The sequence below is a fragment of the Patescibacteria group bacterium genome, assembly GCA_041645165.1.
GTDB lineage: Bacteria > Patescibacteriota > Patescibacteriia > 2-02-FULL-49-11 > 2-02-FULL-49-11 > 2-02-FULL-49-11.
On record JBAZQN010000011.1, the window covers coordinates 15304 to 30588 of the forward strand.

At 42.2% G+C, this 15285-nt stretch carries 15 protein-coding genes; 5 read left to right on the forward strand and 10 right to left on the reverse strand.

Annotated features, from left to right (window positions below):
* Positions 1 to 42: 42 nt before the first annotated feature.
* The 10 genes from WC659_04795 to WC659_04840 form a co-directional block, all read right to left on the reverse strand.
* Positions 43 to 999 (reverse strand): DMT family transporter, encoded by a 957-nt coding sequence (locus WC659_04795; GenBank protein MFA4873223.1) that lies wholly within the window; start codon positions 997 to 999, stop codon positions 43 to 45.
* A 149-nt stretch (positions 1000 to 1148) separates the two neighbouring features.
* A complete protein-coding gene (locus tag WC659_04800; GenBank protein MFA4873224.1) occupies positions 1149 to 3611 on the reverse strand; it encodes a hypothetical protein in 2463 nt (820 codons plus the stop codon).
* A 403-nt stretch (positions 3612 to 4014) separates the two neighbouring features.
* Positions 4015 to 4629, reverse strand: coding sequence for a class I SAM-dependent methyltransferase (locus WC659_04805; protein MFA4873225.1), 615 nt, complete (start codon positions 4627 to 4629; stop codon positions 4015 to 4017).
* Positions 4630 to 4734: 105 nt separating this feature from the next.
* The gene (locus tag WC659_04810; protein MFA4873226.1) at positions 4735 to 5688 is read right to left on the reverse strand and encodes a Fic family protein; all 954 of its coding nucleotides are present in this window, start codon (positions 5686 to 5688) and stop codon (positions 4735 to 4737) included.
* A 357-nt stretch (positions 5689 to 6045) separates the two neighbouring features.
* Positions 6046 to 6300, reverse strand: coding sequence for a DUF5676 family membrane protein (locus WC659_04815; protein MFA4873227.1), 255 nt, complete (start codon positions 6298 to 6300; stop codon positions 6046 to 6048).
* 37 nt (positions 6301 to 6337) lie between these two features.
* Positions 6338 to 6916 carry a hypothetical protein gene (locus WC659_04820; GenBank protein MFA4873228.1) on the reverse strand — a complete coding sequence of 193 codons (579 nt, stop codon included), beginning with the start codon at positions 6914 to 6916 and terminating at the stop codon, positions 6338 to 6340.
* 166 nt (positions 6917 to 7082) lie between these two features.
* On the reverse strand, positions 7083 to 7511 hold the full coding sequence (locus WC659_04825; GenBank protein ID MFA4873229.1) for a hypothetical protein: 429 nt from the start codon (positions 7509 to 7511) through the stop codon (positions 7083 to 7085).
* Between the two features lie 113 nt (positions 7512 to 7624).
* Positions 7625 to 8443, reverse strand: a complete 819-nt coding sequence (locus WC659_04830) for a hypothetical protein (protein ID MFA4873230.1) — start codon at positions 8441 to 8443, stop codon at positions 7625 to 7627.
* Between the two features lie 385 nt (positions 8444 to 8828).
* Positions 8829 to 9380 (reverse strand): hypothetical protein, encoded by a 552-nt coding sequence (locus WC659_04835; protein ID MFA4873231.1) that lies wholly within the window; start codon positions 9378 to 9380, stop codon positions 8829 to 8831.
* Positions 9381 to 9400: 20 nt separating this feature from the next.
* Entirely contained in the window at positions 9401 to 10270 is an 870-nt protein-coding gene (locus tag WC659_04840) for a radical SAM protein (GenBank protein MFA4873232.1), read from the reverse strand.
* 213 nt (positions 10271 to 10483) lie between these two features.
* On the opposite strand from WC659_04840, the gene xerA reads away from it, so the two are divergent.
* From xerA to WC659_04865, 5 genes are all read left to right on the forward strand, one after another.
* Positions 10484 to 11296: a site-specific tyrosine recombinase/integron integrase gene (gene xerA / locus WC659_04845; protein MFA4873233.1), complete on the forward strand. Its 813-nt coding sequence runs from the start codon at positions 10484 to 10486 to the stop codon at positions 11294 to 11296.
* A gap of 76 nt (positions 11297 to 11372) precedes the next feature.
* Positions 11373 to 13064, forward strand: a complete 1692-nt coding sequence (locus tag WC659_04850) for a hypothetical protein (GenBank protein ID MFA4873234.1) — start codon at positions 11373 to 11375, stop codon at positions 13062 to 13064.
* Between the two features lie 74 nt (positions 13065 to 13138).
* A complete protein-coding gene (locus WC659_04855; GenBank protein ID MFA4873235.1) occupies positions 13139 to 14341 on the forward strand; it encodes an aminopeptidase in 1203 nt (400 codons plus the stop codon).
* A gap of 127 nt (positions 14342 to 14468) precedes the next feature.
* Positions 14469 to 15026: a hypothetical protein gene (locus tag WC659_04860; GenBank protein MFA4873236.1), complete on the forward strand. Its 558-nt coding sequence runs from the start codon at positions 14469 to 14471 to the stop codon at positions 15024 to 15026.
* Between the two features lie 43 nt (positions 15027 to 15069).
* Complete coding sequence (locus WC659_04865) at positions 15070 to 15252, forward strand: hypothetical protein (GenBank protein MFA4873237.1); 183 nt, start codon at positions 15070 to 15072, stop codon at positions 15250 to 15252.
* Positions 15253 to 15285: the final 33 nt, after the last annotated feature.

Consider the following 15285-nt stretch of genomic DNA (forward strand, 5'->3'; position numbering starts at 1 on the left):
TTATCCTAAGAGGAGGAGTCGATTTTGGCCTTCCCTCTTATTTTAAGAGGGAAGATTTGATGCATCACCCTCTCTTAAAGTAAGAGAGGGATGGGGTGAGTTACGAGAAACGAGGGGAGTTATGAGTTTTCGCGTGCCCCAGATGAGGAGAGTGGAACCAAGAACGACCAATACGCCGTTATATACTTGAGGCAGCGTGATTGAATGGGTGATAAATATTCCACTCATGACGTTTGTTATGAGCGTCGCAGGCACCAGAAGCGCCGTGGCAACGGTGACGGGCAATTTTTTAAGCGCGCTATACCACGTGGTGACATACCCCAAGAGCAGCAGTGCGGTGAGCAAGGTCCATCCCCATTGCATAGCATTCAGATGCACTATGGCGCCGCTGCCGTCCTTGAGCGCAAGAATAAGGAAAAGGAAGAGCGATCCTACTGCCATGCGCGCGCCCGCAACCGTGAGGCTTGAGATATTGGCCAATGCCTTTTTGGCAACGACATTCTCAAGCGCCCAAAATACGGTCGCCATCAGCACCAGCGCCTCACCTATGTTGAAATTAAATTTAGGAAATCCCAATGCGAGGTTACCGCCGAAAAGCAGAAGGAGGGCGGCTATCTGGGTAATGCCTATATGTTCTTTTAATAGAGGAACAGCAAAAATGGCAGCCCAGAGGAAGAGGGTTTTATGGATGAATGCGGCACTGAGGGCGGGTATCATGGAGAGGCCTGTGAAGTAGAGGATAAAGGGCACGCATCCGCCGATGACCGCAATGAAGAGCAGTTGGAGCGCTTGAGAAGATTTTAGTGAAATTAATTCTTTCCATCTCTTCGTGAGAAGAATAATTCCTACAAGCGTCGCGCCCACAAGCGCATTTCGTAGAGTGGTGGAGAGTATGGGATCCTTGAGCGCGGTCACTGCGATCTTTGTTAAAAAATTATTGGTGCCGGAAAAGAATGCGGTAGCAAGCGCGAGCATGATACCCTTGGTAGCATTGTTCATAGAATTGCTAGAGTTTTATCATGAATAAATTTTGATCTTCATTCTTAGGAGACCTCCCCTCACGTGTCCCCTCCCCGTGATAAACACGGGGCAGGCTCTTAGTAGGGAGGGGATGGGGTGGTTTCCGTAATTTAAGTATTGACAGTATATCACTTTTTTAAATATACAAACACTTTTGTGGAACCAATCGTTGCCGTGTGGTCTGCGTCAAGAGAAGCGCGTGCGGATATCTTTTCTGCATCAAGCCAGTAAGAGTTAAGGACAAAATATGCGCGCGTGACACCCACAAGATCCATGGCGTTTTCCATTGTTACGCGAGATGCTTTTTGGTACACCATGTTGAGGTAGAATTGATAGAGAGGTGAAGAGGTGGGAATGGGGTAATAGAATATAGTTTGACAGTCTGCAGTTTGGCAGTTTTTCAGTTTAAAGTATTTTTTAAAGCCGAATTCTTGCAGGGCGGCGGCGGCTATGGATTGGTTGGAAAGGACGATATGCGGCTCGTTCCCCGCGTTGGCTTCTATCCAATGCGCCGTGTCTATATCCGTTTGGGAGACAGAAAAGCCGCGGCTTTTGGAAAAGGCATCGACGCGGGGGTACGTGTAGTAGAAAGAAATGGTGATGAGGCAGGTGAATATTACGAGAGAAAGAATTATCGATTTTGTTCCCGTTTGGGGATGGACAATTTTGTTCGGCGTCGCGATCAAGCGACCCTCGCGCCTTTCCGCCTCAAAAATTGCCATCCCCTCACTGTCATTAATTATGACAGAATATAGTTCTCTACAGGAAAAGAGGGAGGAGATAGATCGATATAGTGTAATAATAAAGAGGGGAAGTATGGTGAGTCCTATAAGGTCGAGGATACGTTCGGTAAACTCTGGGCGCTCATATGCGATCATCGCGGTGAGGGGAAGTGTGCGGATAAAAAGGTAATTGATGAAGAGGACCAGCGCAGTGAGCCATAAAGCGAGTGGGTATTTGTTTTCTTTGCGACGCAATAGCAGGTACGTCCCTGCCAAGGCGCCGATGAAGAAAAGGAGAGGGAGCGCTCGCATCCAGAGCTCGCTTGTGTGTGCGAGGGAGAGGAAAGGTAGGTAGTGGGGAATGAGATTGGGAAGTGGGAGCGCGTCAGCATATAAGGGTGCAATGCCCCCGTAGAGCTTGTTTGCCACCATAATCGCGGCAGGAAGCCCAAGCGAGCTCAATATGCTGATTATAATAGTTAAAACACGGGAGATACGTGGAGAAGTATTATTCTGCACGGTTATATATGAAAGGAGCATGAGGGCAGGAATACCGGTGATGGGATGGATAAATATTATGCAAAACGCAATACCCCAGAGCAAGGATAGTGGTAAGTGGCGATGAAGGCATGATAAGGAAAGCAAAACGAGGATGAGATAAAAAAGGTTCGCAAGCGATTGCGGCACCGTGGCGATAAAAAGCGAGGGGGGGATGATGAGGAGCGAAAGAATTGTAATGAGTAAAAGATGTGTTTTTTGAAAATATTTTTTCAGTGTGAAAATTCCAATAATGGGAATGAGAATGCTTGCGAGGACAGGCAGAAGCCAGAGGTCAATGAGCGGAAGGGGAATCAGCATCACTTTTGAGAGAAAGACTACAAGGACATATTGCCCAAGATATGACAAAGGAGGCGGGGTGAGCAAGCCAGTTTCGAAGATAATTTTTTCAGTCGCACGGTGGATAAACGGATCAAAGCCATATCCGATGCGGTAGATGAGGAGCGCGAGAGAGAGGGTGAAGAAAAAATGAAATAATAGGAGTATTAGTTTGATCGAAGAAAAGGACGCGGGATCCGCTCGGGATGGTTCTCGGCGAACACGCGTCCCCGCCTCCTGCCCCGCCATGCGGGGCTCCGCCTCACCAGTCCCACTCCCGATAGTATCGGGAGACCATGCTGGGGCTGGCTCCGGAGGGTTCGCCAGAGAACCAATCCCTCGCTGAGAGGTCAAGAACGGAAACTTCCTAGATGCTTTTATCCCCGACCAAGCCTCTTCTTTACGGGAGAAAAGAAATAAGAGAATAAAGGTAGCAAGTGCATAGAGATAAAGGAGCGAGTGGGGAAGGACTTCCCATGGTGTGCGTATTGAGGCGTCGGTGCGATGGTCGAGAATGAGGTTTATGGATATAGCGAAGAGGGTGAGATATGCAAAGGTAAGGAGTGTGGGGACAAGATATTTATTGAGCGGCAGTCGAGTATGTATTGGCTGTGATTCCGGTTTAGTATCAGCAGGGGGCTGGCGCTTGGTGCGAAGAAATAGGATTACATAACCGGCAAGAGGGATGAAGAACGTTATTGCGGTAATAGCGTACTCATTGAATGCCGCGAGGCGAAAATATGTGGATCCAGCGAGAATAACGAGCACAAGAACCGAGAGGAAGCCAAGAGTGTATTGTTCAATCCTTTCGCGGGAAGGCGCAAAAATGTTGCCCCAAAGCACGCACGAAACAACGAGCCAGAGGATGCTAAATGTAATCCCAATAATGAGAGAGTGGAAAAAGAAAAGGTTGAGCGCGAGTCCTGCAGGGAGCAGAAGCAAAATGGCGATTTTCGTAGCACGAGATTTTGTTAATATGTGGTAAGGGCGCATAAAAAATTACTATTTCAAGGTAATCATCATAGAATTGTCACATTACGGTATTAATCTCATTATACATTAAAGTGGTGAATATGTTATTTTACAGCGCCTAAATGTAGCAGTACTGTGCATTCATGCAAATAGGTTTATTGATAATAAAATGAGCCCTCATAAAGGGCACATGGTGTTTAATTGTGAAATATACTAATTTGCCAACCCAATTCCGATTGTCATTCCAGACCGAGATCTGGAATCCAGACATAAAACAAACAAAAAGATCAATTTTCTTTTGGTTTTCCCCGATCTCGGTCGAGGACGGCGTCTGGATTCCCGCTGGAGCTTGCCCCGTACCTTGATACGGGGCGGGAATGACGATGGAATCGGAATTGAATAGCAATTGAGTATAAATGATTAATTATTTTATTAAAAAAACATAGTAGCCGCTTGTTTGTTTTGACTTTTGTTTTTTTAACAGGATATCGGTAGTTCTTGCGAGCGTATTGAGGAGAGTAAAGCGGCCCAAGGGGCTCAAGTGTACCCATGTCTCGAGCGGCCCTCTTACTTTTTGTATTTCTAGAGAAGAGAAATTGCGGCTTAAATACTTTAGTGAATCTTCCGTATATCTCCAAAAGTCGCCATAATATCCCGGCTGCGCGTGGTAATAGTAGAGAAATGGGACATAGAGGAAGCAATAGCCGCCTTTTTTCAGCACGCGGTGCATTTCTTCAAAAGCCTTGAACGGGTTTTCAATGTGTTCCAAAACTGCGATACAAATAATCGCATCGGTCGATGCGTCGCCCAGTGGCATGCGATGGATGTCCCCGATAATGTCAGGGTGGTAGTCCGGCACGGGATCAAGGATTTTATAATTTACCGCATTGAGATATTGTTTTATCCACGCGCGGTGCGGGTCATACCGGTTTCCTTTTGTGTCAGAAATTCTCAATCCTCCGCCAATGTCAATAATATCCTTTTTTTGCTCAAAGATTTGTCTTATCTTTTCGTAGAAGAAAGTATCCCAGGGAGTCATACGAAGAGCATTACCAAGAGGCGCATGTATCGCCAAAGAGCCGCACTTGAACCAGAACGGTTGCTGTTGTTATTAATTGACCCCATGGCTATAGCATATTGAAATTTATTTTGAAATTTTTCGCTGTCGGGTTCTATTTTTAAGGTATCGCTCGATTGCCTCTTTTGAAGTTAACCAATTCCTGCCTTCTTTGTATGCTTCGAGTTTTCCTTGTCTCGCAAGTAAGTTTAGATATTTGGCGGAAAATGGGGTATTTTTAGATATCTCTGCCAATGTTACGAACTTTTCTTGTTTTTGTGTTGCCGGAGTTAAAGTTTTTAGATAAATATCAAGGGAGCGCTCTATGGATTGAGCGATAAATTTCACCAATGGTTCATATTTTCCACTGTCTGCCTTGTCCAACACATCGTAATATTTTTTGTGGTCATTTTTCAAAATAATAACCAGCGGATAGCCAGTTTTCATCAGCAATACATTCATGGCTAAACGTGCGGTCCTGCCATTGCCGTCAAAAAATGGATGAATATGTGTTAGTTTATGATGCAGTAAAGCTGAAAGCTCAATGATATTAATCTTATTTTTTTGTGAATTAAGCCAGTTGATTAAATCTCTCATTTTTTGGGGCACTTGCAATGCGTCGGGTGGTGTATGTTTCGCTCCGCCAATAATTACGTTAGCGTTCCTGTATTTCCCGGCCCACTCTTTGTCAGTTTCCCGTATAATAATTTGGTGTAAATTTCGTATGAGCATTTCAGAGATGGTGTGTTTTTTATTTTTATCTATTAAGTCATACAGATATTCCAGCGCGGCATGATGGTCTTTTGCTTCCAAATGGTCTTTTAAAGGTTTTCCCTTTACTGTTATGCCTTCGTTAATAACTAAAAATGTCTCTTTTAAAGTTAAGGAATTGCCTTCAATGGCATTTGAGTTGTAGGTCATTTCTATTTGAAATTTTTCCCGCAGTTTTTGTACCGCAGATTTTGGTAGGGGACGAAGTTTATTTAGTTTAATGAGTTTTTCTTCCAGTCGGGTTTTTATAATTGGCGATAGATAAGTCATAGGATAATACTTAATATGGTTTAGTTAATTATTTAGAGTATACCATATTAAGGAATTGGGTCAATTTCAGATATAAATTTGTCGTTTTTGGAGCTCCGCATCAAGTGCGGGGTAAACTCCGCGGAAAAAACACTATATTTCCCCTCTAAAAATAAAAAAGAAAAAATTTTATAAAAAATAATATTTCACATAACATTTGCGTATATCTGATGTTTTGTGGAGCGTAGCGGAGCAAAATATGGGTGTAGGCTCACGAAAGAGCCGTAGCCAGATATACGTTGTTAGCTGATGTATATGTTTTTCCTTGTCGTTTATCCACCTCCGCCGAATACTCTGCAGTTCCGCTCGAGGAGGGGTTCATTTTTTGATTTTGTTGAACAATGCGGCAAACAACCAAACAGCAAGAATCGTCACAATGTTCCAGATAACTAAACCTGAAATAAAGTAGCCAAAGCTAAGAAAATCTGATTTAAAAGATACATCGGTATGCAGAGAAAATTTCATAAATAGTTCCCTGCTTGGTGGATAGATTGCTACGCCGACATAACAGATTGTATAAACTATACTTACCCACGCTGAGGCGATTTTTATCAAATGTTTTGAATTTATCATATTTTTAAAATTAATTACCATGTAAAATAATAGTTTTTTAATTTTGTTCGCGTTTGCTGGCAAGATTAATGATGCAAACGTAGAAAATGTAAGACAGAATAGTAGCGGGAATATTGATAATGTTATAGACCAAATTATTTAGCTCATTTGGATTCAAATAATGCAACCTTTGAATTATTGGTGATGTTTCTCCTGTAAGATTTACAAGTTTGAGAGCTAATAGGATAATCACACCAATTAGCACAATCAGGATAAATTTTATTATCCATCTATAAACAAAAAGGTTGATAATATTTTTAAGTGTAAGAGATCTATGAAATAATTTCAGGATCAGTTTAGTGGCCAATATAACTATAGTGACAATAACAAGAACACTTAGTAGCATCAACAATATAGCAACAACACCACCAAATAGTTTTGTCCCTAAACCAATGTGTGCATACTGAATATTAAATTCTGCTATTTGGTTTAGTAGTTTGCTATAACCCGTAAACAAATTTAGTAGTATGGTTATCAAATAAAAGCCGACCAACCAGAGAATTAGTTTGATAGATATTTTATTGTCGGGCAGTTGGTGAATAAATTGTTTAGGATGGAAGAGTAGCTTTATGTTCATATTTTTTTCGGTCTTTAAAAAATTAAAAAGGGCTCTTATAATAAAAAAGAAAAAATTTAATAAATGAAAACCGAGTAATATGTCGCCTAACGTTTCGGGATCAAGCGAAGTATTTTCGCTAGAAAATATTTTGCTTATCCCGTGTTATCGGATGTAATTTTATTTTTTAACGAATAAATTTACAATAAGACTTAGAGCAATCAACGTTTGTCAATTTATTTGGATAATTAGAATATTCTTTTTTTACGTAATTAAAATAACGATTTAGTATGGTACGTCTTGCTTCTAATGCATTTTTTGAATAATCTGGATTATGTGGTTTGCCGGGATTATTTGTATCTTCTTCGTATATTAAAATATATTCATCATCATTAATTAATCCTAATTTTTTTGCATTAGAGAAGAAGGTTGGGCATCTAGATGTGTTATGATCAAAACAACTGTCATAAGAATCATGTTCACTGGCAATTAAAAAATCAACTTTTTTCTTGTCTTGCTCAGACAATTGTTCATAATTGGAATAAGATAAGTTATTAGCAGAGCATCCTGATAGCAAGATTGTCACTAAAATAAAAATGAGTTGTTTGTTAAGCATAAGTAAAAATTAGGATTAAATAATATTATTTCCGATAACGTCCGCGTGTATGCGATGTTTGCGTAGCAAATATGGGTGGAGCGACCGTAGGGAGCGTAACCGCATACACGCTGTTAGGCGATGTAAATTTTAGACTTTTTTAATCTCGCAACAAATTCATCTTTTGTCATCACCACTTGTCTTACCTCTGGCTTTTCTCCCGTTGTCAAATATTTTTCCAGAGATCTCTTGTTGTATTGTAATGCTAAGTGTTGAACGGCTACAACGTCGCTATCGTCTGGCAAAGTATCTTCTATTGAAATTTCATCACCCAAGAGCAGTCTGGCTTTCCCTTCCATTTTTTTATTAAGTAGCCAAGATTTCATCATAATTCTGTCTGCCGTGATTTCTCCCGTTTCTAATTTAGCACCTATCGTTTGAAAGCCATCTATGATTTTAGAAATTAATTCTGCGCTTTTCACTCCCGTTGGTCTAATATGTAATGAAATTTCATCATCACCAGCTTTTTTGTATGCGATAACATCATTGACATGAACCATGCCAGATCCTTCCTCAACCTCATCCGCTTTTCTGTTCCATTCAGCGAAAAATAGATTGGCAATTGGTGAAGAGGCTAATCTGTTGGCGAAGTTATCTCTGGAAAAATTATTTTCTTGACATTCCTGCAGGGCGGAATTAATTATTTGATATAATTCTTGTTTTGCTTCGGAATGTTGAATCTCTTCGCCTGAGCTACCCAATCTAGAAACATAAAGATCAGCCATTCTTTCTGTAATTGCGCTTTTGTTTTCAGCGCCCTCGGCATGGAGTAAGTTTTGATATAGTTCAAATCCACCAGCAAATCTAATAAACGCAGGGTTTGATAAAACCATCTCCTTTGTTTTTTCTATTCCTTCTTGATGAATTTGTTGCGGTTGTTCGTTTTCTCCCATATTTAAAAAAGTCTAAAATTTATTTCGCCTAACGTATCTGTGTATGAGAAGTCCCGCGCCATTGTAAAACGATTAATTCGTGGAACTTCTTACACAGTTATTTTATCAAATTAAATGTGGTATTAGCAATAGCGGGATTTGGGTGAAAAAAATATGGCGACCTTAAAATTTATATAAATGCCATATTTTTTGAACCTCATACACAGTGTTGTGCGATGTAAATTTTTTATCCTCGTTTTTAATGGTATAAGCTTTATCTGTTCTAAAAGAAAATTTGATTTTTTGTCTTGGCTCAAAAAAGAGGGGTTAGGGGTGAATTTTTTGAGCCAAGACACATTAAAGAATTTTTATTTCAACTGCTTTTAGGATGTAACGATAACACAACTTAGTCTTTAAAATCAAATTCAATTTGGCTATCGCCGGGACGGATATATTGGGGATGAGGCCCGGTAAGATCAAAGCTTGCTTCGCAATATACTGTGGAGTTTTTTTCTTGAGATAAACGAGGAAAAGTAGCTGTTTGGACATGAGAGACAACAACATGCCACTGACTGTATAGTATATTTTGGTTTAGTAGTTTTTTTACCTTGCCCAAGCGTTCAAAATGCATGTTAACTATTGTTCCGTCGATAGTAATTGGCTGTTGAAATTTCATATTAAACTTGGTGGTATAAAATCTATTCTCTAATCCTGCTTTAGCAATATGTTTTAAAAATGCCTCACCTATATAACCCTGTAATTTATAACCACCGACATGGTCATCCTTATCTGGATGCATATGAGTTTTAATTTGTTCATCAAACTCACTAAACTCAGATGAAGGTAAAACTTCGCTGGCCCGATTAAACGCAAGATCTACCTTCTTCTGATGTTCAGGGGTTTTGAGTACCTGGTCCCTAGTTGAACCGTAAAAATTTTCAGTATATTCTTTTGTCATATAAGAAAAATTACTATTTTTTAATTTTTACGAAATAAATTATGCCGAAATTCCGTACAAAGAGGCAGTTTAGTTTTATTAATTAAGTCAAGATTATCAGCTGTACAAATTCTGGCCTTAATACCGAATTTATGAAAGGCATTGATTAACCTTTGAAACGCTAGAATTCTTTTTCTAAATGGTAAAGTATAACCAAGTTTGGTTGTTACTTGTCTGACGGCAGTCATTTTGCTAATGGCTTTCAAAATCAACTTATCATTTAAATCAACGATCCGTTGTTTCTGTGGCTCCGGTAATACGCCGGTACCAATGATGCATCGTTTTACTCCAATCCCGCTTAATACCCGTGGAAGATCTTCAATACTTTCATTTTTTTCATAAATATCAAACCACGGCATCACCACGACGATAACTGGTACGCCGCCTCTAATTAATTTTCTTATTATTTCCAGTCTTTTGATAATTGGAGCCGCACCGGGCTCTAAAAGAGAAAGAAGTCTCTGGTTTAGACTCGGTAATGATATTTGAACAACAACGCGATGTTTATTTGTTATTAACAATTTGATAGATTTATTAGGAATCACTTGTTTAGTGACTATTAATGGCACAAAATCTTCTTTTCTTTTCCAAACATGTTCTAACAGATAATGGGTCAGGTCGCAATTGGCGGGCAAAAAACAGTCAGCGACGGCGCTAAAGTAAGTTCCCTTAAACTTCTGTAAATTTTTCAAAACCTCTTTCCGGCCAGAGACGATTATTTGATCACTATCAAATTGTTTCCGGTGAAGATCACAATACAAACAGGGTTTTGGACAACGTTTCCCGAAGACCACCACTGGTACAGCCTGACAAGGATACATTGGTTTCACTAATATAATATCGTTTGTCATACTATAATTTGTAAAATTAAGTCTTTAATTTGTTCCCCTCTTAAATAAAATAAAAAATCAAATTTTCTTCGTGGTTAATGGATTAAAACTTGGAATTAATAGAAAAGATAAAAAATTTATTTCGTACAACTGGTTAATATGTGGAAAGATATATGATTAGTATACCAAATTTGTATGATATGTGGAGTGTATGATATTCTAATTGTAGATTCTATGGCTAATCTACTGGATATTTTAACTCGGGAGATGGTATTGCGCAATTATAGCCGGAAAACCATTGCGGCGTATACCAGCGCGGTCAAAGGCCTGTTTACTTTTTACAGAAAACCATTGCGTGATTTGTCATTGGAAGAGATTAAGGAATACTTGTACATCAAGCAGCAAAAGAAATTTTCCAGCCAGACGATCGCGCTCGCGGCCAATGCCATTAATTTCCTCTATACTCAGATTTACAAGAGACCTAACTTTGAAAAAATTCGGCATCCCAAACGAAGCCAGAGGTTGCCGGAAGTATTGAGCCGCATTGAAATTGAAAAAATATTGGAGCAGATTGAGAACATCAAGCATCGTTTGCTTATCGCCTGCGCCTATGGAGCGGGATTGCGGGTAAGCGAGGTGGTGCGGCTGCGCGTACAGGATATTGATATGGCAGATAAAACGATCACGGTCAGACAGGGCAAAGGCAGAAAAGACCGGCTGACCGTGTTATCAGGAAAGATCGTTAGTGACTTGGAAAAGTTCCTTGTTGGCAAAGAAGGACGAGATTGGGTGTTTGAGAGCGAACGCGGCGGACGGCTGACCGAAGCCACGGCGCAAAAAGTATTTTATGCCGCTCTTAAGAGAGCGGGGATTAAAAAGCATGCGACATTCCATTCTCTGCGGCATAGTTTTGCCACGCACCTTTTGGAAAACGGGGTAGACGTGCGTTATGTGCAGGAACTTTTGGGGCATGCGAATATCAGGACCACGCAGATTTACACCAAAGTGACGAATCCAAGTCTGAAGAATATAAGAAGCCCGTTGTGATCGTGAAATTTCATTGTTTGTTTCTGGATCCCGCATCACGTGCGGGATGACATGAAACGCATCATTGGCACGCATTATGAAGCGATATTATTTCATTATTTTGCTTTGCGGCATAGGGGCTCTCTTTTTCCTGCTCTCGATCTTAAGCGCTCCCGAGCGGAAAGGGGATCCGATGTTTGATTCTCCCGACGAGACTGCGAATTATTTTTGGGCCCAAAGGGTGGCGAAGGGCGAGCCGCTGTGGTACAGCGAGCCGCTGGAAGTTGTGGGGAATTCTCTTCTCAAACCCCGGAGCATGAATGTGATCGGCACAAGGGTAGTGCCGGGGAGTTTCCTCGGCCTTCCATTGTTATATGGTTACATGGCTCAATGGTTTGGCATATGGTTAATCCCATATCTCACGCCGTTATTTGCTTCGCTCGCAGTAATTGCGTTTGGGTTATTGATGAGAAGGTTATTCGGCGCTTCTATGGGGTTGTTGAGCGCAGCGCTGCTCGCTTTTTTGCCACCATGGTGGTATTACGCGAGCAGGGGGATGTATCATAACGTGCTGTTTGTGAGTTTGGTGATCATCGGCATGAGTTTGCTGATGTGTGCTTGTTTCTGGATCCCAAGCATCTCGGTGCGGGATGACAATAAAGCGAGGGTATTTATACGACAAGCGATAAGGCTGATTGCGTATGGCATCGCAGGTTTATGCATTGGATTTTCTCTCGTGGTACGTTCATCGGAATTGGTTTGGGTAGCCTTCCTGACTGTTTTTTGTTTCATATCTGGGTGGCGGAGGGTAAGAGTATCGGGCGCGTTGTTATTTATAGCGTGCGGCCTATTCGCTTTTTTGCCGTTGTTTACCACTAACATTGAATTATACGACGCGCCGATATCCATCGGGTATCGCGGCGTACAAGGGATGGAGTTGGGTGAGTTTATAACCAAATTGCCTGATGCGCAATTCCGCAATCTTTTCTTTGCGCCATTCGGTATTAATTTTTCACAAACGGTATTGGCGATGCAGCAATTCCTGGTCATCTATTATTGGTGGTGGTGCGCGTTGGGTGCGGCAGGCATACTCCTTATGGTTATCAGGTTTTTTAGCACTTCTCGAGATGAAAAAATGAAATGGGCAGGGTATAGCGCGTCTGCCGCGGCAGTCACCATCTTGCTGGTGATCTATTATGGCTCGTGGGCGTTTTCAGACCGTATTGACCGGAACACGATATCGCTCAACACGTCTTTTTTCCGTTATTGGCTGCCTATTTATATGTTGGGAATACCCTTCGTGGCATATGCAATTCTTGCATTGAGCAGGTTATTGCGCCGATCGCGTATGCGTAATGCGGCGGCGTGCATGGCAGTGTGCATGCTGGCATTTTTCTCAGCGCGTTTGGCGCTTTTAGATACTGATGAAAGCCTTATGTCAGTGCGCATGAGGCTCTCTGCAGCTCATTTTGAGCTTCAAGCAGCGAAGAGCCATATGCAACCACAGGCAGTCATTATAATTTTCCCGCAAGCGGATAAAATACTTTTCCCTGCATACCGGAGGCTCATTACCGCAATGGTGACGCCTGATGATTTCCGTGCGGCAAGGAGATTGGCGGAATTGCTGCCGGTGTATTACTATACGTATGCGCCTCCGGAATATATTGGGCAAATAATTACACCGCTATTCAAGAAATATAATCTGCAAATCGTAAACGGTAAGAAAGTGTATGCGAATCACTGGGTTTGGCAGATATTGCCGCTCACGGAAGCTTTAGTTCGTTTTTAAATGTCGGAGACCCCAAGTAGTAGAAACTTCGTTTCACTACGGGGCAGGCAAGCTCCGACGCTACAATTATAAATATGTTCATACCCCCTCGGCATATATTAGAAAAGTACGCTAAAGTCCTTATACGTTTCGCGCTCAATTCAGGCAAAGGCATCAAGAAGGGGGATGTTGTGCTTTTGCAGGTTTCGGAATCAGCCAAGCCTCTCTATGTGGCGTTGAGGAATGAGGTGCTGCGTGCGGGAGGAACCTTTATTTCACAGTATGCGCCGGATGACGTTGCCCGCGATTATTATAAGCTCGCATCTCCGGAGCAGTTGCGCGCGTTTCCCACACAATACTACCGCGGGCTTATAGACCAGATAGACCATTCGGTATTCGTGGCGGCGGAGAGCGATATGCATGAGTTGGAAGGCATACCTCCGAAAAAAATAATGCTGCGCCATCTTTCTCTGAAACCCTATCAGCTCTGGCGGGAAGACAAGGAGAATAAAGGCAGATTTACCTGGACCATCGGCCTTTACGGCACCGAGGCAATGGCGCGAGAGGCGCATATGAGCACAAAGGAATACTGGCGACAGATTATCAAAGCCTGTTTCCTCGATTATGCGGATCCTGTGGCGCAATGGAAAAAGGTATTTTTGAAGGTGGAAAAGACGCAACGCGCGCTCAATCGTTTGCGCATTGAATCGCTTGAGGTGAAAGGCGAAGGAGTTGATTTAAGCGTCCGTCTGGGGAAGGGGAGACGGTGGCTTGGAGGGAGCGGAAGGAATATTCCCAGCTTTGAATTGTTCATTTCACCCGATTGGAGAGGGGTTGAGGGCACCATACGGTTTAATCAGCCATTGTACCGCTATGGGAACCTCATGGAAGGCGTTTCTTTGGTTTTCAAAAATGGCGAAGTGGTGAGTGCGCGTGCGCAGAAGAATGGAAAATTGTTGAGGGAAATGATCCGGACTGACCGCGGCGCGAAAAGGGTAGGCGAGTTTTCGCTAACCGACCGCAGGATGTCCCGCATCACAAAATTTATGGCAGAGACATTGTATGACGAGAACAGGGGCGGCAGGTATGGCAATATGCACATTGCGCTCGGGAAGGCATATAAGGATTCCTATCCCGGCAATGCGGCCAATCTTTCGAAAGCCGCGTGGCGGGCGCTCGGATATAACGAATCAGCGATTCATACCGATGTGGTGAGCACGACGAAAAGAGTGGTGACTGCGGTGCTCAAAGGCGGGAAGAAGAAAGTGATTTATAAGGACGGGGAATTTTTAATGTAAAATCTCAATGACCAAATCCTCCCGCCTCAGCGGGATCCCGCTTACCTTAAGAAAATAGAATCAAGGTGCGGGACAATGACCAATGAAATTCCAAATCCCAAATTCAAAATCCAAAGTGGTAATAATTGTGACGAGGAAGATTTTCTTAAGTGTTATCATCCTATTTTTTCTTTATTTTTTTATCCGCGATTTGAATCCTTCTGGGGCACGAGATATAAAATATGATTTTTGCAGGCCTTCCCCGTATGTCTCTGAACTCTCGCCGCTGGGAAGAGTGCTTGCTATAGAAAAGACAGAAGATTTTTGTTACCAACGCATGGTGATAGATCCGGTGTACGTAGATGTGCGCCTGCCGCAGTCATATGATGCAGTGACCGTGAGCGCGGTATATAAAAAACCCAGGAGCCAAACGTTGTCGCTCGGGGTGAGAGCTTCGCTCTACGAGTGGCAATGGAAGATGGAAACGCTTATCAGTGCCGTACACAATGATTGGCAAACGCAGGAGGTCCATTTTGATATAACTGCGCTGCCGCTTGAGCGTCGCCGTATCCGTTTTATTATCTCATCCCCCGGTTTGGGGGATTCAGGCAAGGAAATTGAATTTCGTGAATTGACATTTAAATTTAATAAGCAGCCGTTTAACTTAGGCATGGTTAAGAGATGGCTTAAGTCGTTTGTGCGATAAGACAGATAGGTTGGATAAGACACATAAGTCGGATAAATGAATTATGGCAAGTATTTTACTTCACGAATTCACCCGTGCGCTCGGCGTTTTCACATTAGGAGGATTTGTGTTGGAGTTTATCAAAGAAGGGTTAGTGTCAAATTCCTTTGATTTGCATATCGCTGTTTTAGCCCTGATTCCTTTGCTTCTCCTTGATATTTTCTTTATACTACATAACAGCAGTTAGATTCATCCGGTCATTCGACCGGATGCCCGATCG